Annotated in this window: 15 protein-coding genes and 1 CRISPR repeat array; of the genes, 6 read left to right on the forward strand and 9 right to left on the reverse strand. The window is 46.4% G+C overall.

Annotation, left to right across the window (positions count from 1 at the left end; all coding sequences use genetic code 11):
• Nucleotides 1–140 precede the first annotated feature (140 nt).
• The 4 genes from ACFI32_RS13670 to ACFI32_RS13685 all read right to left on the reverse strand — a co-directional run bounded on the left by ACFI32_RS13670 (nucleotide 141) and on the right by ACFI32_RS13685 (nucleotide 3,570).
• Entirely contained in the window at nucleotides 141–503 is a 363-nt protein-coding gene (locus ACFI32_RS13670) for a TIGR04076 family protein (RefSeq protein WP_462627164.1), read from the reverse strand.
• Nucleotides 504–1,319: 816 nt separating this feature from the next.
• Nucleotides 1,320–2,009 (reverse strand): hypothetical protein, encoded by a 690-nt coding sequence (locus ACFI32_RS13675; protein ID WP_462627165.1) that lies wholly within the window; start codon nucleotides 2,007–2,009, stop codon nucleotides 1,320–1,322.
• An 84-nt stretch (nucleotides 2,010–2,093) separates the two neighbouring features.
• Nucleotides 2,094–2,807, reverse strand: a complete 714-nt coding sequence (locus ACFI32_RS13680) for a DarT1-associated NADAR antitoxin family protein (protein WP_462627193.1) — start codon at nucleotides 2,805–2,807, stop codon at nucleotides 2,094–2,096.
• Between the two features lie 109 nt (nucleotides 2,808–2,916).
• A complete protein-coding gene (locus tag ACFI32_RS13685; protein WP_462627166.1) occupies nucleotides 2,917–3,570 on the reverse strand; it encodes a glutathione S-transferase in 654 nt (217 codons plus the stop codon).
• Nucleotides 3,571–3,886: 316 nt separating this feature from the next.
• On the opposite strand from ACFI32_RS13685, the gene cas1f reads away from it, so the two are divergent.
• The 6 genes from cas1f to cas6f all read left to right on the forward strand — a co-directional run bounded on the left by cas1f (nucleotide 3,887) and on the right by cas6f (nucleotide 13,280).
• Complete coding sequence (cas1f, locus tag ACFI32_RS13690; RefSeq protein WP_462627167.1) at nucleotides 3,887–4,876, forward strand: type I-F CRISPR-associated endonuclease Cas1f; 990 nt, start codon at nucleotides 3,887–3,889, stop codon at nucleotides 4,874–4,876.
• A gap of 126 nt (nucleotides 4,877–5,002) precedes the next feature.
• Complete coding sequence (gene cas3f, locus ACFI32_RS13695) at nucleotides 5,003–8,500, forward strand: type I-F CRISPR-associated helicase Cas3f (RefSeq protein ID WP_462627168.1); 3,498 nt, start codon at nucleotides 5,003–5,005, stop codon at nucleotides 8,498–8,500.
• Between the two features lie 718 nt (nucleotides 8,501–9,218).
• Nucleotides 9,219–10,589 (forward strand): type I-F CRISPR-associated protein Csy1, encoded by a 1,371-nt coding sequence (csy1, locus tag ACFI32_RS13700; protein ID WP_462627169.1) that lies wholly within the window; start codon nucleotides 9,219–9,221, stop codon nucleotides 10,587–10,589.
• On the forward strand, nucleotides 10,586–11,560 hold the full coding sequence (gene csy2 / locus ACFI32_RS13705) for a type I-F CRISPR-associated protein Csy2 (RefSeq protein ID WP_462627170.1): 975 nt from the start codon (nucleotides 10,586–10,588) through the stop codon (nucleotides 11,558–11,560). The genes csy1 and csy2 overlap by 4 nt, the downstream gene beginning before the upstream one ends.
• A gap of 67 nt (nucleotides 11,561–11,627) precedes the next feature.
• Complete coding sequence (gene csy3, locus ACFI32_RS13710) at nucleotides 11,628–12,671, forward strand: type I-F CRISPR-associated protein Csy3 (RefSeq protein ID WP_462627171.1); 1,044 nt, start codon at nucleotides 11,628–11,630, stop codon at nucleotides 12,669–12,671.
• A gap of 3 nt (nucleotides 12,672–12,674) precedes the next feature.
• A complete protein-coding gene (gene cas6f, locus ACFI32_RS13715; RefSeq protein ID WP_462627172.1) occupies nucleotides 12,675–13,280 on the forward strand; it encodes a type I-F CRISPR-associated endoribonuclease Cas6/Csy4 in 606 nt (201 codons plus the stop codon).
• Nucleotides 13,281–13,458: 178 nt separating this feature from the next.
• A CRISPR array of direct repeats spans nucleotides 13,459–14,568; the repeat unit is 28 nt; unit sequence CTTATTCACCGCACAGGTGACTTAGAAA.
• A gap of 117 nt (nucleotides 14,569–14,685) precedes the next feature.
• On the opposite strand, the gene mobA is transcribed toward cas6f, so the two are convergent.
• The 5 genes from mobA to ACFI32_RS13740 all read right to left on the reverse strand — a co-directional run bounded on the left by mobA (nucleotide 14,686) and on the right by ACFI32_RS13740 (nucleotide 20,852).
• The gene (gene mobA, locus ACFI32_RS13720; protein ID WP_462627173.1) at nucleotides 14,686–15,426 is read right to left on the reverse strand and encodes a molybdenum cofactor guanylyltransferase; all 741 of its coding nucleotides are present in this window, start codon (nucleotides 15,424–15,426) and stop codon (nucleotides 14,686–14,688) included.
• Nucleotides 15,427–15,475: 49 nt separating this feature from the next.
• The gene (fdhD, locus tag ACFI32_RS13725; RefSeq protein ID WP_462627174.1) at nucleotides 15,476–16,438 is read right to left on the reverse strand and encodes a formate dehydrogenase accessory sulfurtransferase FdhD; all 963 of its coding nucleotides are present in this window, start codon (nucleotides 16,436–16,438) and stop codon (nucleotides 15,476–15,478) included.
• Nucleotides 16,439–16,557: 119 nt separating this feature from the next.
• Complete coding sequence (locus tag ACFI32_RS13730; protein ID WP_462627175.1) at nucleotides 16,558–18,876, reverse strand: FdhF/YdeP family oxidoreductase; 2,319 nt, start codon at nucleotides 18,874–18,876, stop codon at nucleotides 16,558–16,560.
• 341 nt (nucleotides 18,877–19,217) lie between these two features.
• A complete protein-coding gene (locus ACFI32_RS13735; protein ID WP_462627176.1) occupies nucleotides 19,218–19,646 on the reverse strand; it encodes a hypothetical protein in 429 nt (142 codons plus the stop codon).
• Nucleotides 19,647–19,940: 294 nt separating this feature from the next.
• Entirely contained in the window at nucleotides 19,941–20,852 is a 912-nt protein-coding gene (locus tag ACFI32_RS13740) for an HpcH/HpaI aldolase/citrate lyase family protein (protein WP_462627177.1), read from the reverse strand.
• Nucleotides 20,853–20,960 lie beyond the last annotated feature (108 nt).

Consider the following 20,960-nt stretch of genomic DNA (forward strand, 5'->3'; position numbering starts at 1 on the left):
CATCTCAAAGTGTTCGTTTAAATCTTGTTCATTAAAGTCAATGCCACTATGGTCATTGGTCATTGACAATTTGCCAGTTACCTTTTGGCATTCTACAGACGTCAAAATCAGGTCGTATTTGAAAGCGTTCCGTACTCATTTTATGCTCCTAGAGGTTCATTGCCAGATAGGCTGGTAACGGTTTGGTCACTGTGGCGGTATGTCTTTTTTTCACCACGTGTAATCAAAAACTGGCCGCCACAGTTGGGGTCTGGGCAGGCAATGATAGCGTCTGTACCCATCCAATCATTTTTATGCAGTTCCCGTTGTTTGGCAGGGAGTAGGGGAAGGATTGCGGCTAAAGAATACATGGGGAAGCGGACGCCTTCGCCAAACTCGATCAAATCGTCCTCAGTAACCGTAAAGTAGTCGCCTTCAATATGCCTGCATACCATGGGTCTGTCGTCTTTACTTTTGATTACCGTCACTTTTAAATCATATAGTGGATATTCGTCATCATACATAGTTTAGATCCTTCTATTTATGTTTGGAGACGCTTTTAAAAAATGAGAATAGACCTCTTGCAAAAGTACCAGTTTATTGACTTTAACTAACGAAGTCACAAGGGCTAGCGATGACTTATGCAAGAGATCTAATACTAAAAAATTATAGACAAAAGATTCCGCTCAAAAAATTAACCATTATTGTTAATTCTTTTAAGTAATTTATATATTACATTTTTTGCGTCCATAATTAATATACAAGATATTTGAATATTCAACAATATATTTTTTTGGATTTTTCCCCTATCACAAACGCCTGTCATTATGCTATGGTAAATATGGCAAAATATTTATTGATAAATTTGATAGTCAAAACTAATTAGGTATTTTTATGTGTGTATTATGTATACTTATGGCATTTTTTAATAAGGCATTAAGCACATACAGATGCGGTGTTGGTGTTGATCTATATCTTTGAGAATTAGTACCCCAGCGTCTGTTTAAATGTGGTTTGTTTTTCTGCAAACAGTAGGGCTTAGACGCAGTACGATGGTACAGCTTTGCATGCTGGGCAGCGTTTGCGTTTCATGACGGTCATACGCTAAACATAGTCAATCAAGTAGCAAAATAAGCAAGGGCAATAAGTAATGCTATAATGCCCAAATTATGGGGGCGTGTTGAGCATGTGAATAAATTATGGCAAAAAAATAGCGAACGGTTAGTCTTTAGGTTCTAGCACCAAAAGGCCTCGTTCGCTTCACTACGGTGGCTTTAGCTTGTGCTTACCTTTGGTTAAAACTTTGAAGGTTCAACACACCCTAATCCGCTCTTGCCCTTCTACTCAGCAGCATCAAGCAACTGATTCAGCTCATCTACCATCGCATCATCAATAAGATTGTTTTCCACATGGCTGATGACCTCGTCAGTGGTCACCAAATCCATTGGTTCGATACCCAAGCTGGCCAGCTGTTCGTTGATGCTGTCTAAGCTGTCATTATCTTCGGTATCATCCAGCAATTCTTCTTCAAATCGGCCTCTAACAAACCAGTACATTTTCTCCAGCACCGTTTCTTTTTTGGTCAGTGTGGAGTAACCATCACCATAGATAAACAGATTAAAGTGATACGGTATGGCGACATCGTTGATAAAAAAGGTGCGCTGGCACTCTAAGGTGTACGCCTGAATGTCTTCACTACCCTCTTGATATTCATCATATTCGATCGCCTCTTCTATCAACTCGCCGACTATCTGATGGTCGCCCACTTGAATTTTATGATTGTAGATAATACGCGCATCAGCGATGGCCTCAAAAATAACCGCGCTGACATCTAAGGTGTGATCATCAATATCATAAAAGGCTTTTAGCGCTGGCAAAAAATCAGCCAACGAGTCTTGAGGCACCTGAATCAGAAACTGCTGCTCATAGATTTTGATCATATCTTCGGGCGCGTAAGTATTGGCAGTATCTGCCTCGTTTCTGCCTGTTGGCTGCAGTGGCACAAAGTTATACGGATTAGTATTGGTCATATCAGGCGGCCTTGTTCTTTGGATAAAATATAAAAGGTATTGATTGGTTCAAACATGTTTGGTGGGTTGGCATGAGAGTTATGGTCAAAACCAACCATCTTCCAACAGATCTTGCGTGTTACTCACTTTAAATGCTTGATATAGATTCAAAAATACCGCTGGATCTTCGATGTTATCCAGTAGATCACGTTTGTTTAATGCCACAAACATCGCCAATGCATAGGCGGTGCTATGGATAGCCTTTTTAGGATTAAAGCTGATATCGGTAAAAGCTTGATACTGCATCACCGCGTCATGCAGTTCAGGATGCTGTTTGAGGGCATTGACATAGAGCCAGTCATAAAAAGCGGTTAATGGTTCGACACGCCACTGTTGACCAAAGTAATCATAGCCAATCAGCTCCCCTGTGGTGATCAATCTCTCATCCTTTTTGGCTTGTCTTGGCGCGACATCCAGCAAGTCAGGATAAGGACCACCGTGTTCAAAGACCTTACTGGCCTGCAACGCGTTTTCAACACTGTGCTGCGCCCCATCCTGCTCGCGGGTGAGCTTGAGACTGAGCGGACTGAGTAAAAAGCTCAATTTATCACCCGACTTGCTAGACATCTCTAACACATGGTTAAAGCCATACTTTTTGCGAATGACTTGATGAATGTCGTTGATCGATTTTTTCTTTTGCCGACTGGCAAAGCCTACATGGCGCTCAAATCTGACCATGTCGGTTTTTACCAAGTTGTCACTGTTGACCCTAGGCATAAACACTGGTTTGTACTCTACAGCTGGTTGCTTTTGTTGCATAGGGGTGTGTCGTTGTTGCATAGCGATGCGCCTTGTATCAGTGTTCTGTTCTAAATGATTTTGGATGAATGATATAACGAATATATAGGATAGTCGATCAGCACGTGTATCACTGCTGGGGCGGAAAAAATACCAGCTTGTCTCCGTCTTGCCATGGCTCAAATTTGGTCATGACCTGCAAAAATAGCGGATGCGACAGCCAATGATCCAACCATTGCTGCACCTGCGGATATGGCAGATCATAAAACACGGTGCGGTCGACATGCGCAAACTGGCGGATAAACGGCATGATGCTTATGTCGGCGATGGTGATATGATCAGCCAGTAGATAGTGATGATTGCTCAGTAAGTCTTCCAGCACCTGCAAAAACGCCTCGCCACGCTGCCGATATTCTGTCTGAGTCAGCTCAGGATGACGGTCGGCATATTTGTAGCGATCGAGCCAATATTTAAATTCATGATCGTTTTGTTCAATCAGTAATTTGGCTTGATCCAAAACACGTGCATCCATTAAGCCTTGCGGATCGTTTTGCTCAAGCGCCCACAGTAGAATCTCTATGCTCTCTTCGATCACTGCGTCCTCTGCCAGCTGCAATACAGGTACAGTACCCTTTGGACTGATCGCCAGCATCTGCGCAGGTTTGTCTTTTAATACAATCTCACGCAGCTGTACCGTCTGCTTGGCAAATAAAATACCCAAGCGGGCACGCATGGCATAAGGACAGCGGCGAAACGAATATAGAATAGGAAGTGCGGTAGTCATAGGCATGTTTTTAACTGGACAGTGTTGGCAATGAAATGATGATAAACGAAATGGCGTGATAGACGATTTTATCCGTCTTGTAACTGGCACTACAGCGCATGGCTTTTTTGCATGATCACTGTTTTATGGTGCGTATTATGAATTTTGTCACGGTCATATTAAAACGTATCGGTGATCGTGGCTCATATTATCATTTATCATGCACATTAACGACAACAGTTGTCGCCAGCATGTTTTTAATTGTTGTTAACTCAACATAATTTGGCTAAAGTAAGCAGAGTACCCCATCTATTTGATACTCATCAATGGATCATTTATGCCAAAACCTACCAACGCCTATACTGATAACCGTTTTGCATCATCCGACCTTAAAACTATTTTGCACTCCAAACGTGCCAATATTTACTACCTCTCTCATTGCCGCGTGATGCAAAAAGACGGCCGCGTCTTGTACCTCACTGAAGATGACAAAGCCAACCTCTACTACAACATTCCTATCGCTAATACCACTTCCATACTGCTCGGTACAGGCACATCGATCACCCAAGCAGCGATGCGCTTGCTCTCACAAGCTGGGGTCTTGGTTGGTTTTTGCGGTGGCGGTGGATCACCATTATTCATGGGCGCAGAACGAGAAGTCTATGTCGAATGGATGACGCCGCAAAGCGAGTATCGTCCGACAGAATATATCCAAGGCTGGATGAGTTGGTGGTGGGATGATGACAAGCGTCTAGCAGCAGCTAAACATTTGCAACTTGCTCGCCTTGCTTACCTGCAAACGGTTTGGAATAAAGACAGTGATTTTAAGCGCTGGGGTTTTGACAGCAATCTCGATGCAGTACAAAAACTGCTTAAGGATAATATTCGGCAAATCGATAAGCAAACTGAGGTGATGCATTTATTACAATTAGAAGCCAGATTGACTAAGGAGCTATACAAGCTAGCTGCCAAAAATACAGGCTATGATGGTTTTACCCGCGAACACGACGGTATCGATAAAGCCAACAGCTTTCTCAATCACGGCAACTATCTGGCCTATGGCCTTGGCGCAACGACGGCGTGGACGCTCGGCATTCCGCACGGCTTTGCGGTGATGCATGGTAAGACTCGTCGCGGAGCATTGGTATTTGATATTGCCGATATTATCAAAGATGCACTGGTGCTACCCCTCGCCTTTATCTGTGCCAGCGAAAACATGAGTGAACAGCAGTTTCGGCAAGAATGCCTGAATATATTTACCAAACACAAAGCGCTCGATTATCAGTTTGAAGTGGTAAAACAGTTGGCAATGACTAATGAGTGGTGAGAAGCGTATAAAAATTGCACTGCAATTTTAGCTTCGCAAGGGAAATGCTTTAAATAGTATTTTCGCATAAACTTTGATTTGAAGTCATTCAAATACAACGGCTAATAGATAGGTAGATTCAACATTATGATCGTCACCTTTGTCTCGCAATGTGAGAAAAAATCGCTGAATCGCACCAGACGTATCTTGGATAGCTTTGCCAATCGGATTGGCAATAATGTCTGGCAGACAGCTATTACCGAAGAAGGTCTTAAGACCGTCAAACAACTATTACGTAAATCGGCAACCAAATCGACTGCGGTCAGTTGTCATCGTAACAAAACCCGCCAACTGACTGAACTGGTCTGGGTCGTGGGTAATAAGCGTAAGTTTAATGAGGTTGGTGTGGTGCCTGTAAACCGTACCAAACGAAACATCCTACATAGTGAATGGGAAAATGATTGGGTTTATGCCAGTAGCATACAAATTATCGCGACGCTCGCCGCCTTACTACATGACATTGGCAAATCCACCATTGGCTTTCAAAGAAAGCTAACAGAAGGCAGCAAACAAGGGGATCCTTACCGACATGAATGGGTATCATTAAAGCTGTTTGAACTGATGATAGCTGATTGCCCCACTGATGAGGCATGGCTTGAGCGCTTCACGCAGTTAAATCAGTGGTTAGAAACCCACGATATAGAGAAACTGCTGGATAATACAAATCAAAACACCGTCGATATACAAGCAATGCCACCACTGGCCCAGTGGGTCGCTTGGCTGATTGTCACCCACCACCGCCTGCCCCCTGCTAACAGTGTCTTTTATTCAGCAACCGCCATTCAACGTTTTCAGCAACCAAAACAAGCCGCGCTTATCAAACAAAGCTTAAATCAATTTTATGGCAGCCTACAGCCCTTTGACTACTGGGTAAAAAACCCTAAATCCTTGCTGTCAGTCAAAGAAGGCGGTATGACTGGCGTTCAATTAACAGATTTTTGGCGCTTTGAACAGTTGGTCATTAACAGTCCAGTATGGCAAAAGAACCTCAGGCGTTGGTCTAAAAAAGCCTTAAATGATCCTGCCTTATTGCAAATCAGTCAGCAAGCAGTTGGCGCTAAGCATGCCATTAGCGACCCATTGTTACTACATTTATCACGTCTGTGCTTGATGGTCGGCGATCACAATTACTCTAGTCTTAAAGAGGACGATAATCGCTGTCTCAAAGTAGATAGCCATTTTAAAAACCTAGCCGCCAATACCGACCGCACCGCCAAGACTCATACTGTCAAACAATCATTAGAGGAGCATTTATTAGGTGTTGGAGCATTCACCGCGCATTTTTGCCGTGTCCTACCTATTATTGCAAGCGAAATGCCCCGCTTATGTAACCATGATCCATTAGCCAAACCAACTGGAATAGAGCGATTTAAATGGCAAAATCAAGCCTTTAAGATGAGCGCTGAGTTACGAGAACAAACGCGTGAGCATGGATTTTTTGGGGTCAATATGGCATCGACAGGTGCAGGTAAAACCATTGGTAATGCTCGTATCATGTACGCCCTAGCCGATCCCAAAAAAGGCGCACGTTTTACCATTGCCCTAGGCTTGCGTATCTTAACACTGCAAACAGGCCTGAGTTTTCGCAACAATCTAAAACTACAAGGCGATCAGCTAGCCATACTAGTCGGTGGTAGCGCCAACAAAAAACTGTTTGAGCTGGCATACGATAACAAGAGTGAAGCGTTTACCGACATTATCGGTGAATACACAAAAGACCATGAACCCGATAATGACTCTGAGACCTTTGGGAGTGAATCTAGCGAAGACTTGCTGGACGAAATAGTCGATAGTGACATTGATTATCAAGACTATGACGCATTAAATTTGGACACCGTCATCGCCAGTCCTAAAGCACGTGATCTAATCTTTGCCCCTATCGTCACCTGCACCGTTGACCATATTATCCAAGCGAGCGAATGCAAACGCGGTGGTAAATACATTGCCCCTATGCTGCGCTTACTTAGCAGTGATTTGATACTCGATGAACCTGATGACTTTGATCAAGCCGACTTGCCTGCGCTATCGCGTTTGGTACATCTTGCGGGTTTGTTTGGTACGCGAGTGTTGCTTTCTTCCGCGACACTGACTCCTGATTTGGTCACAGGACTATTTGAAGCGTATATGGAAGGACGCAAACTGTTTAATCAAAGTCAAAACAAACCGACCCCAAAAGTGATTTGCGCGTGGTTTGATGAACAGCCCAAAGCGATGATGTCTAAGCCATGTGCCAAGGTTAGCGATTTTCAAGATCAGCATGAGCAGTTTTGTGATAAACGCGCCCGCTATCTGGTGGGGCAACCGATCAGACGCAAAGCAGACATACTGCCCTTTTGCGCCCGTTACAGCAAAGATCAAGACAACCTCTTTTATCAGGCATTGGCTCAATATTTAGTCAATGCCGCCGTCCGCCTTCATACTGAACACCATCATACAGGTCGATGGCCGCCAGCCTCTACTGTCAACACAATCGCCAGTGTCGGCTTAATACGCATTGCCAATATCAATAACATTCAAGCCATCGCCGCGCAGCTGTTTGATGCTGAGCGTATCAGTGTGCCCGATGAGACAGTCGTACATGTCGTCTGCTACCACGCCAAGCAGCTGTTAGTATTGCGCACAGCATTAGAACACAAGCTGGATCATATCCTTGATCGTACCGACCCCAACGTCAGCCTTTTCGACCATGCCGACATTCAGCAAGCCCTTGCCAGCCATCCTGCCAAAAACCATATTTTTATGGTGCTTGCGACCCCTGTTGCTGAGGTCGGGCGCGATCATGATTATGATTGGGCGATCGTCGAACCCTCCTCTATGCGCTCCATCATTCAGCTGGCGGGGCGTATCTGGCGACATCGACCTGACAAAGTAGCCTCGACACCTAATATGCTACTGCTGCAATACAACATTCGCTACTTTAAACACCCAAACGGTAGACAGCCCATTTTTACCCATTTAGGCTTTGAGACCACGCTGTTTAAGCCACCAAGTTATGATCTCACAGCGTTAATGACAACAGAGCAGTTGGCACAAGTGGATGCCAGACCGAGAATCAAAGCCACTCACGATAAAACCATAAAGACGCTAAGCGATCTTGAACACCATGTCATGCGTCAGCTGTTGAACAATCCTAAGCTTAACTATGTCAATGCCTACTGGGACAGTAAGGCCACTGCCAATCGCGCCCACACACACTTGCAGCAGATCAGCCCTTTTCGCGCAGGTATACCACAAGACGATTGGTTATTGATTCCGCGCATGCTGCATGATGATGAAGACACTGAGGTGCCAACGACTGGCTTTGATGCTTACTATGCACAAGATGTGTTTGAAAAGGGTCTGACAACCTCCAGCAAAAAAAACCAAGTGATTGTGCCACTAGCGGCAACCTTTACCAATGCCCAGATAAAACCGTGGTTAACCCCATCATTGACTGATGAGCTACAAAAACTGCAATCATCACATGGTGACAAGAGCCTGCGCTCATTGGCCATTACCTACTCGTCTGTATCACTTGACAGTATCAGCACCAGAGACAGTCGTGGCTGGGCCTTTCACGAGTTTTTTGGTTTTGTCAGGCAGTGAATGGCATTGCCGTTTTATAAGCATAAAAAAGCACGGCGTGAACCGTGCTTCTAATATGAGCCACCTATGCGGTGGAGAAAATTTTATCTTAAAAGATAATAAGGCAATAATATTTCTAAGTCACCTGTGCGGTTTTGGAAAACTATACCATGATAACCAAAAACACTTGATCTATCAAACAAACAATACTACTATATATAGAGTACATGGAAATATCTAAAATATTATTAGGCACTAATAGGTTGACAAAGATAGCCTTACATAGTAAATTACAAATTAAGCGCTGAGGTAGCTAAACAAAACACCTACTCTCGTGAGGTAGGTCACTCTGAATAGATAGCTGAGCACTTCGGATGACACTTTTAGTATGAGGGTTAGTCGTTAGGTGATGGGTTGATTATGATGGCAGTCATACAACCCTATCTTACCAAGTTTCAAACTCAAAATAGAAAGTTGCCCATCTAAACAAAATACCTATCTTGGTTATATAGGTCACTCTGAATAGATAGATAACTTTCGCGGATAAAGTTTCTCGTACTAACTTTAGTCGCTAGGTGATGGGTTGATTATGATGGCAGTCAAATCAACCCTATCTTACCAATTAACTTTTATATGGTAAATACCCTTATGAGCTTTATATATAGTCTAAACTTAATTTTTATTAAAGGCATGCGTAACTCGTATGCCTTTTTGCTTTTTAAAAGGTAAGGATAGAATTATGAAAGATAATAGCTATAAAAATGCTGTCAACGCTTTTCTTGCCAGCCAATATGACAAAAAGACCGATACTGAGCAAAAGCAGTTGGCAAAGGCGATCGAGAGCAAAGACGCTGCAAAAATCACTGAGCTCACTGACAAATTGGCACTGGCCAAAGAAAAATACCATATTGCCAATTGGGTTCCTGATGCGGCAACCCGTATGGCAAAGCAGCTCAGTTTTGGCACGCATATTTCAAAAGGAGTGCATCCTGATGCCAAAGGTGACAATGTCAGTTTTAAAGCCACAACCGTTTTACCTGACACGATCGTTGGCACGCATTCCATAAACAGCCGTTATCTCGATGCCAATGGTAATGCCGCTGCCCTGCCCCTTGCTGCTTTTTTTGACTTTGCAGTAGACGAGACAACCAAAATCCGTGATCTTATTTTGGCTGATGATCCTGATTTTATTCATTCTTTGGCCAGCGACCGACAACTCGCGCAGACGTACCAGACAACCTTTAAACAGGCATTGCAAAACCGCATCACAGAACCTGTCACCCATGAGCGCAACAAACAAACGCTGTGGGTCACGAATGCTTATCAAGGCGTAGACCTCGATGCCCTTGAATACACCACTATTATTCCACTATACCCTTCTGTCCTCACCCATGAAGTCTATCAGCGCATCAACCATCTTAAGTTTTCTGATGAAAACAAAACAGCCCGTGACAATCGTTTTAAAAAAACAGCCGAGCAGCGGCCCTATGTCAGCTTAAATGATTTAGCGACGCTTCAGCTGGGCGGCACCAAACCACAAAACGTTAGCTTGCTCATGAGCAAGCAAGGCGGACGCAATTACCTACTTCCTTCACTACCGCCCATCATCAAGCGCGAGCGTGGTTTTAAACTTTCTAAGTTTGCCAGCAGTATCTTTAGCACAGGCATGGAGTATAAGGCGCGCGAGGCGATTCACAGTATTTTTAAGTCCATCGAAGACACGCGTAATATCGTTGATGTTAGAGAGGCTCGCAAACGTGCTATTGACGAGGTGTTATACCAAATATTTGCCGCAGCAGCAGATATCCGCACCAGCCTGCCCGCTGGCTGGTCAAAAGACTATGAGCTGGAACGTGCTGAAAAACTGTGGCTCGACCCCAAACGTGCTGAGCTTGAGGGTGAAGACGAGTTTAAATCTGAGCGTGAGCAAGACGACGCGTGGCATGGCAAGATTGTCCATAGTTTTGCGCGTTGGTTAAACACTTTAATGCAGGCTGAATTTAAAGCTATAGCCAGCGATTTTGGTGATGCTGAACATTTGGACTGGGAGCGTGAGATTGAAGATATGAAAAAACGCTACGAGCGCGCAGGCAAAGGAGTATTTTTATGAGCCGTATAGACGATGATGACCACAGTGTCAGTGTGCAAGGTTATGTGCTGTTTAAACAAGTGGTCATTGAGGGCGCGAATACCATTTCTAGCCCGTTGACCTATGGTTTCCCTGCCATCACTGGGTTTTTGGGCAGCTTTCATGCCATGTCACGTAAGATGGCGGATGATGAGCGACTGTCTGAGGTCTCTTTGGGCGGTGTTCTGCTGGCCTGCCATGACTGTCAGCCGCAAATATATCGCCCTAATACTTATCACAATTATACATTCAACCAAACACGCAACCCCATCAAAAAGGATGGCAAAACTGCCTCGATCATTGAAGAGGGCAAATGCCGTGTGGTCATGAGCTTTGTGGTTGAGCTGTTGGCCGAGCAGCTTTTGAGCCCTGAGCAAAAAGCCCATGCTGTCAAGCAAACCAAACAGTGGATTCAACAGCAGCGTATGGCAGGTGGTAGCGTACAGGGTATGGCAAGATTTGAGCCTGTACAGTTTTTTGACAGTAGCGATATCAGCGCTGTGATACCACATCTGCTGCCTGCTTTTGTCTTAATGGATGCCCAAAGTGACTTTGCCCACATTATTGATGAGGTAAAAGCTGACAATCCAGACGCGACACCACTCGATGCGTTGATAGACGTTTGCGCATTGCATCATATTCCTAAAACCCAAAAAAACGGCGATACCAAATGGTCACCTATGACGCGTAAAACAGGCCACGGCTGGCTGGTACCTATGCCCATCGGCTATCAAGGCATCTCTGAGCGTTTTGAAGCGGGCGTGATGCAACATACCCGCAACCCTGAATACCCCAGCCACTATGTCGAGGCCATTTATAGTTTGGGCAAATGGGTCTACCCGCAGCGTTTGACTGCTATTGGCGGCAACCATGACATTGCCAATGCCTTTTGGCGGTATCACTACGATGTAGACCATGCCCTGTATCTCGTCACTCAGCACACCGATATGTGATATCACGTTTTTCATATGTTTTATGTTCACGCCCTATTGTTAATCATTCATCATCACGGAGTACCCCATGTCAAAATCAACTTTAAAAACTGCCTCTGTCCTTGCCTTTGAACGTAATTTGGACATCTCAGACGCTTTTTTTGCGCAAACCAAAAAAATAACCAGCACCAACCCAGCAACCAAAGCAGACACGCCTGCCTTTGCCTCGCCCACGGCTGTCACCATCAAAGAAAAATCGGTGCGCGGTACGATCAGCAACCGACTAAAAAACACGGTGACCAATGACCCTGCCAAGCTGGACGCCGAAATTGAGAAAGCCAATTTACAACGCGTGGATTCAGCCGCACTGGATGAAAGCTGTGATACATTGGTCGGCACTTGGAGCTGCAAAGTATTGCCATTTACTGGCAAGCCATCCGTCTGTAACGATCAAGCCTATCAACAGGCCTTACAAGCGACCGTACAAGGCTATTTGGATAGCCAAGGTATGGGCGAATTGGCGCGTCGCTATGCGCATAATATTGCCAATGCACGCTGGTTGTGGCGCAATCGCGTGGGGGCAGAGAGTATCACCGTTGAGGTCAGCTGTGCGGTGGATGGCGCTCAGCATGATTTTACATTTGAGGCCAAATCACTGCCGTTAAAGCATTTCGATAGCAGCAGTGATGACTTGTCCAAGTTAGCAACGCTGATCAAAAAGGGCTTAGACGGTGAAGCATTTATCATTTTGTATATCAAAGCCTATGCAACCGTAGGCTATGGACAAGAGGTCTACCCCTCGCAAGAGTTGGTACTCGATACTGGCAAAACCAAGTCAAAAGAGCTGTACCAAATAAACGGCAAAGCAGGCATGCACTCTCAAAAAGTCAGTAACGCCATTCGCACTATTGATAATTGGTATCCTGATGCCCAGTTTCCTATCGCTATCGAACCTTATGGCGCAGTGACCACGCTAGGTACGGCGTTCCGCCAACCCAAAGCTAAAATGGACTTTTATACGTTGTTTGATAATTGGGTACTCAAGGGTGATGCGCCAGACATCGAGCAGCAGCACTACGTCATGGGTGTGCTTATCCGTGGCGGCGTGTTCGGTGCCAGTGGTAAGGAGTAAGTTATGAGTCAGATGACCCATTACCAAGTGCTGACCATCTTACCTGATCCTGATATTGCGCCTTACTTTATCTGGAGCAAACTGTTTACCCAGTTGCATATTGCCCTAGCGGATATAAAAAATACGCACGGTATTGCGTCGATTGGGGTCAGCTTTCCTGATTATCATTATGATAAAAACGGCAAATCGTCCAAGCTTGGATTAAAACTGCGGGTTTTTGCGCCTAGCAAAGAAGCGTTAGACACCTTAAATCTCGATAAATGGTTAGAGCGACTTACCGATTATGTGCATGTCAAAAGTATTCAAGAGGTGCCTACTGATAAACTAAAAGGCTACGTCAGCGTACATCGTTATCGATTTAAACCTGTAGAGATACAGGCGCAAGCATTAGCGAAAAAGCTATCGATTGGTTATGAGGAAGCGATGGCTACTGTCGCAAAACGCCAACCTGAGATGCCCTTGCCCTTTATTCAAATGCACAGTCAAACCAATAACAGTGATTACCGCTTAAAGATTTTACAACGATCTTGTAGCGAGTCAACATCAGGGTTGTTTACTGTATATGGCATGAATGGCATGAAAGATAATGTCACCGTCCCGCACTGGTAACCTAAATTAATGGTAATGACGAATTACCCAAAAAAAGGGCGTAAAAACCCTTTTTTTTGACTATTTAAAAATTTATATAAAAATCAAACAGTTATACCAAGGCAAAAAATGGAGGGTAAAATAAGGGTTTTTGCCCGCCACGCCTTGTGATAACTGATTTTTTCGAGGTATAATTCCTCTTATTCACCGCACAGGTGACTTAGAAAATCCGAAAGAGAACTTATATCGAGGGTGGTCGCTTATTCACCGCACAGGTGACTTAGAAAGAAACGAAAGAGCGCAAATCCTTTGTAGCAGACTTATTCACCGCACAGGTGACTTAGAAACGATCAATGAAATAGAAGCGCGACGATTCCATGCTTATTCACCGCACAGGTGACTTAGAAAAACCGCCCCAAGTAAAAAAAGCCCATTCTAACCTTATTCACCGCACAGGTGACTTAGAAACTGTGCGGTGGTCGTCAATTTGATGACCGTATCTTATTCACCGCACAGGTGACTTAGAAATACCATTAGCGACGCGCAGACACTAATCGTTACTTATTCACCGCACAGGTGACTTAGAAAGGACGGCTTTGAGCCTGTACCACTCACGACCACTTATTCACCGCACAGGTGACTTAGAAAAAGTTTTAGCTGATTGATTGCTGACTGACTGACTTATTCACCGCACAGGTGACTTAGAAACACCACATCAGCGGCAGCCGCACCTGCTGCCACTTATTCACCGCACAGGTGACTTAGAAATATTGGTTTTTTTTGGTATCAACTGTAGTGCTCTTATTCACCGCACAGGTGACTTAGAAACGAGCTGTATTAGTACAAGGTCAGGTATAGACCTTATTCACCGCACAGGTGACTTAGAAATTTTGGTAATTTATAAAGACCGCGCAATATCTCTTATTCACCGCACAGGTGACTTAGAAATTTAATACTTTTCAACATTTTCATATTATAATCTTATTCACCGCACAGGTGACTTAGAAATCAAGGATAGTACCAACTCGAACACCATCACCCTTATTCACCGCACAGGTGACTTAGAAATGCTTCAAGCGATAATGCAGGGATACCTATTGCTTATTCACCGCACAGGTGACTTAGAAAACGGAGCCAAGCAGCGCATAGCAACTTTGGCATCTTATTCACCGCACAGGTGACTTAGAAAACATCAAGGCACTAAAAGACGCTGCTATCAGTCTTATTCACCGCACAGGTGACTTAGAAATATGTCATTGAGTTGTTCGATAACTTGATTTACTTATTCACCGCACAGGTGACTTGAGCCACGTTAAAAATTGCATGCCAGAAGATAACCCATTTTTTCTTGCATCGGGATAACGTGCTCCCAGCGCTTTATTGCTTCCCTCCGTATAGCAGCGCAAAGAAAGCACCGTCGCTGCTGCTAAACATTTACCGCACAGGCGCGCTGAAATTCGCTTGGCGTATTAAAATTGGTCAACGGTTGCCATGCTTGCGGATAGCGCATGGTCTGCACCTTTGGTTTGATAAAGGCCATCACGCGCCGCTCGCCACTGTCTAGATAGGCTGTTAAATCAGAAGCGAGAGACAAGTGATACAGACCCAGCAGTGGATGCAAATAGGTGTCATCAGTGAGGCAGATGACGGTATTATTAACCGTGTCAGGTGGGGTTTGTGAGGAGGTTTCGCGCGCGCCAAACGCGCAATTGATATCGGGTGCGGCGATAGACGTTTGATGCATCTGAGTGCTGAGCTGCTGCCACAGCATAGGCGCAGTGATTAAGCTGTCACAGCTGAGCACCAGCAGCCATGCTGGCGTATGTTGTTTATCTTTATGTCCATTAGCTAGCATGTCCAGCGCCGCTGCAATGCCCGCCAGTGGCCCTTCTGTCCCTGCATTGTCCGTGAGTGTGCTAGGCTGGTAGTCACTAATGATGCTGATCTGATCTGCCATCGGTGCTGATACAGCGGCATCCATGACAAGCTCACGACGATTGCTGGCGACGATGATGGGTACGTTAAGCCGTCTTGCCTGCCTAATATGATAATCAATCAGCCGCTCACCGCTTGGTAGTAACAGCGTGGCCTTATCACGACCCATGCGGCTGGACTTGCCACCCGCCAAAATCACGACACCCGCCAGCACAGCCTGAGTATTCTGCATCGTTTATCGTCCTGTGTTAAGCCCACTCAGCCATAACATAAAAAAGTTGTCACAACCCTGAGTAGTAGGTCACGCGATTGTGACGCAAAAATCCTGCCAGACCCAGTCCATAGTGCTGGGCAACGCGCACCGCGGTACTGGTCGGCGCAGACATCCCTACCAGCCACGGCAGGCGCATGCGAATGGACTTTTGTACCAGCTCAATCGACAAGCGCGAGGTCATCACCACACAGTCCACGTCGCATTGATGCTTGATCTGCCAGCCGATTAGCTTATCAAGGGCATTATGGCGACCCACATCTTCAAACAGTTGCAGCCGCCCTTGATACATGGTTGCGGCAGCATGTACTGCCCCCGTGAGCTGATGGGTATGCTGCGCGGTATCAATACGCTCTCTAATGATGAGTAAGTGGTCAAGGCTTGGCTGCTGCTGTCGCACGTGCTGCTGGGACTGCTGATAAGCGCTTAGATCAGGTAGCGCTTGACTGAGGCCCGTAATGCCGCACATACCGCAGCCTGTCCGTCCTGCCAGTTGGCGTTTTTGCGCTTGTATCCGCTGGTGGCAACGCTGGCTCAGCACCAGCTCTACCGTGTAGGCATCGTAGTCGGTCAGCTGCATAGCGAGGGCTTCTATCGCTTGCGGCATATCACTCGCCCCAAGGGTCGCTGTATGTAGGCTTGAGGTATCGGTAAGTTTGGTCACGTCCCAATCGAGCAGCTCATGACGATGCTCGATCAGTCCCTCACTAAACAAGAACCCTACTGCCAGATATTCGAGCTGGCACGGGCTGGCCATTAACACTGCATAATGAACGCCGTTAATGATGATCGCGATGGCGGCCTCTACTGCTAGACTGGCGGTGATATCGTCAACCTGAAGCTGCGCGGCAGTACGATAATGATGCTTGTAGGTAAGATGTTCGCGGGCAAGTTGCGCCGTGTCGGCTGTTGCCAGCTCAGTATATTGCTGAGGCGTCTTGTCGGCCAAAGTGTGCGTGGGGGTCTCTACCATGATCTGTGCTTACCGCTGGAGTCATATGCTTCGATGATATAAAGATAAAAGATGCGATATGCTGGTGTGTCACCGCCATATCGCCTGTTATAGACTGATATTAGATATTAGTTAGTGCCCTAGCTGGCAGCGCTTAAGCCCGCCTCATCCAAACGCTCAAGCGTTACAGTGACGGACTTATATGATGGTGTGCGTGATTGTGGCGCATGATTGTCCAAGTCCATAAAGTCATTACACTCAGGATAGTAGCTGGCAACGGCATTGGACGCGATATCCATTTCAGTCAGCACCAAGGGGCCAAAGGTGCGCTGCTGCTGGGTGTTGTCTTGGCGTATGACCATGATTCTATCGCCTTTTTGCCACCCCATACGGCTGATCTCATCAGGATGCATAAACAGCACATCGCGGCGATTGGTTTGGCGGTAGCGATCATGATAGCCAAAAATGGTGGTATTAAATTGATCATGGCTGCGCACGCTGGTCAACTGCCAAACACTCTCTATCGCTTCTGCTTGGGCGACTGAGGTTTTCTCTGCGGTTTTTTCTGCCATTTTTGCCGCCACATAAGTGATGGGATATTGCGGCACTTCAAACTGGGCTTTACCGCTGTCTGTTTCCCACTGACGATGGCGCGCAGGGTGATAAAGGTGAAAACCGCGCTCTGCTTCACGCAAACGCTGGTTAAAGTTTTCAAAACCTTTGATAGCGTCAGCGATATAGTCACGTACAACGTCAAAATTGGCGCTCATTTTTTGCCACGGAATTGAGGTGTCCTCACCAAAAAGATGGGTGGCGATGTCAGCGACGATCTGCGCCTCAGAGTGTAAGGTATCGCTGATGGGTGCCAACTGCCCTTGAGTGGGTACCACTTGACACATAGAGTCTTCAATAGTGGCAAACTGCGCCCCTTGACTGGTAATCAGGCGCTCTGTACGGCTCAGACAGGGCAAAATGATGTTGTGCTTACCCGGATGCAGCATGGTTTCATTGAGTTTGGTAGCGACAAAGACGTTCAATTCTGTGCTGGTTAGCGCCTGTTTGATCGCGTGGGAATCGGGTGCGGCCACAGCATAGTTACCACCCATGCCCATAAAGGCTTTGATACGACCTTGTATCAACGCTTTGGCTCCTTCAACCACATCTAGGCCTGCTTCTTGCGGCATGGTGCGATTAAAGACACGCTCAAGGCTGTCGAGCAAACTCTGTTTGGGACGCTCATGAATGCCCATGGTGCGATCGCCTTGCACGTTGGAGTGACCACGCACAGGGGACGCGCCTGCCCCATCAACCCCAATCATGCCCATCATCAGCAGTAGATTGGTAATCATGGCAACGTTGTCTTCGCCCTGCACATGCTGGGTGATGCCCATGCCCCATGTACAAATGGTCGCTGGACTCTCTGCCACGAGGTGAGCCAGATTGATGATCGCTTGCTGCTCGATACCGCAGCCGCGCTCGATATCCGACCACGTTTGTGCTTGTAGCCAGTCGCTAAGTGCCTCAAACCCTGAGGTATGCGCTGCAATAAAGTCATGGTTGATATGGTCATTGTCGATCAGCCATTTTGCCATACCTGTGAGCAACGCCGCATCACCGCCGATTTGGATTTGTATCACTTCATCAACCATGTCATCACTGCCGCCTACGGTCATGTGCGACACTTTTTGCGGATTTCTAAACGCGGTGAGACCTTGCTCGCGCATCGGGTTGATAGAGATGATACGGCAGCCTTGCTTGTGTGCGTGCGCCAACATTTCTAGCATTCTGGGATGGTTGGTGGCAGGGTTTTGCCCAAACAACAAAATCAGCTTGGCTTGCTCAAAATCTTCTAAAACCACGGTGGCCTTACCCACGCCCAGCTGTTTGCCCAGCATAACCGATGTCGGCTCGTGGCACATATTGGAGCAGTCAGGTAGGTTGTTGGTACCAAAGCAGCGTACCAACAACTGAAACATAAATGCAGGCTCATTGGTCACACGACCTGAGGTATAAAACATCGCCTCATCAGGGGACGCCAGCGCTGTTAACTGCTCAGCAATGCGGGCATAAGCGTCTTGCCACGCAATCGGCACATAGCGATCTTGCGCCGCATCATAATACATCGGCTCAGACAAACGGCCAATGTGCTCCAGCTCATAGCCTGTCCATTTTTGTAGTGACGTTACGCTATTTTTGGCAAAAAATTCGGCATCTGCGCGTGTCGACATGGTTTCGCTGGCAAGTACCTTAATACCATTTTCACACACATCAATCATCTTATGCGACTTGTGATCAGGCCATGCGCAGCCGGGGCAATCAAAGCCATTTTTGGGCTGGTTGCTACTGAGCACGCTCATACTACCACGCAAAAAGGCTTGATAGTCCATAAGCTTGCGACCAGAGGAAACCAAGGCTGACCAGCCTGCGGCGGGATGGGTATAAACAGGAATTTTACGCATGATAGACCAGACCTTTTGAATGAGTGATGCTGACGCGTGATTGTCAATGTAAGCTAAAGGCGAGAGAAAAGAGGGTTATTAACAACAGCAATGCATGATGACTTTATAGTAGCACTACTTCAGCGCGCATCAATAGCGCTATCAGGCCGCTGTAAAGAAAATGACACAAAACCGCCGTGCAGCGTTACTCATAGCACTACAGGTATCGTCACAGTAGCAGGCATTAACGACAAAGTGATATGAGAGCCAAAGCACACGGCGCTAAATTGCGCACTTGTTAACCCGTACCAAGCAGCCCAACTTTGAGTGGTTTTTTATGCGTCATTGGCGCTTGGTGTGTCTCAAGCTGATGTGTGATCGCGGCGCACCTGCCATGTGACCGACTCAAAGTCAAAATGACTTTTGGCTGATGTGGCAGACGCCTGTAATGGGCGCGATAAATGTTCGACGTTATATTGAATGCGTGCAATATCATCTTCAAAATCGTCACAAGAGAGATCTAGCACCGCAAGCAATGTGGTCAAAAAATCGGGCGCACTAAAATAGCTGTCTACATAACTGTTGTCCAGACCCAAGTATCTATCAGACAGCACATGGCGCAAACGCTCGCAGGCAGGCAAGGTATGTCTGAGCGGATAGCCCATGGCGCGGATGATGTCTTGCGGACGCAGCTGCTTGGCATCAATTTGTCTGATGGCATGCTGTGCGAGCGGATGACGCGGCTGATAACGGCGAGTATAGACAGAAAGCGGGGTGGTTTGATATGGCATATTTGGCTCCTATAACTCCGACAGTAAAGTATAAAATAAGCCCAACTGGGCATATTTGATTAGGCACAAATGAGGATGTCGGAGTACAGGCTCATGCGCTTTACCAGAGTTTATTTTATATCGTGCTGGAAGTTGCAAGATTTGGCGTATGCTTTTTGTTGGTTATTGGCTAACCAACGCACTGACAAAACTATTAAACCCACGATAGATAATTTCAGAATAATAGCATACCAAATCATCATAAATAAATGGCTATTGGTACACCGTTGCAAACTTTTAACAATACCATGTCACTTAAGCATCGTCCCCTGTTAACAACTGCTGACAACGAGCAATGACTGGCGCATCAACCATGTTGCCATCTATCTCAAACACCGCCTCACCGCTACGCTCATAGGTCTCAACCACCCGTTTGGCAAAATCAATATCGCTGATCGCGGGCGTCAGCGCTTGCTGCACCGTCGCCACTTGTTTGGGATGGATACACAGCATGCCCGACAGCCCCATTTGCGACCATAAGTGCACGCGTGCCTCAAGGCCTTGCACATCATTAAAATCAGGATAAACGGTATCAATCGGCGGCAGTAATTGATGGATACGTGACGTCAGTAGCAGCTGATAGCGAATCTGGTTGGCAATGATATCAGCAGATGGCGTGCCGACCTGAACCCCCAAATCGTTGCACAAATCCAAAAAACCATAGCTAAAGCCGAGCAGCCCTTTTATAGTTGCCATTTGCTCACTATGATGCAGCCCAAGCGCGCTTTCTATCAAGGCGATGACTGGCAATCTGGTACCCTGATGCGCCGCTTCGATATCGGCGGCCGTTTGTGCTTTGGCCAATATCACGCCTGCAATGTTTGATAACTGGCGACACATGGCCACATCGGCATCAAACGCCTCAGTACCAGCGCGATTGATCCGAACCCAAATCGGGCGATGCTCTGGCTGCTCACAATAGCGCTGTAGGTCACTGCGCGCAGCGGCTTTTTGTGCATCAGCGACCGCATCTTCTAAGTCAACAATCACGCAATCTGCGCCACTGGCAAACGCCTTGGGCACCAGCGCCATCTTGCTGGCAGGGACAAACAGCCATGTTCGGCAACGCTGTAGCGCTGTCATCATTTGGGTCGTCGCACTCAGCGCTGTCTGTCGGTGCGATTGGTCATGGTCATGATGCGTGGTTGTGGGTATAGATGTGGGCATAAAAGCGCCCTCCTCATGTGTTTGGTCAAATCTGGTAACGTTGGTCAATATGCTGCCTATTTTGGGCTGGTTGAGTCGCTGGCATGGCACTGAGATGTGGATAAACTA

The sequence above is a fragment of the Psychrobacter sp. PSi21 genome (assembly GCF_054960615.1).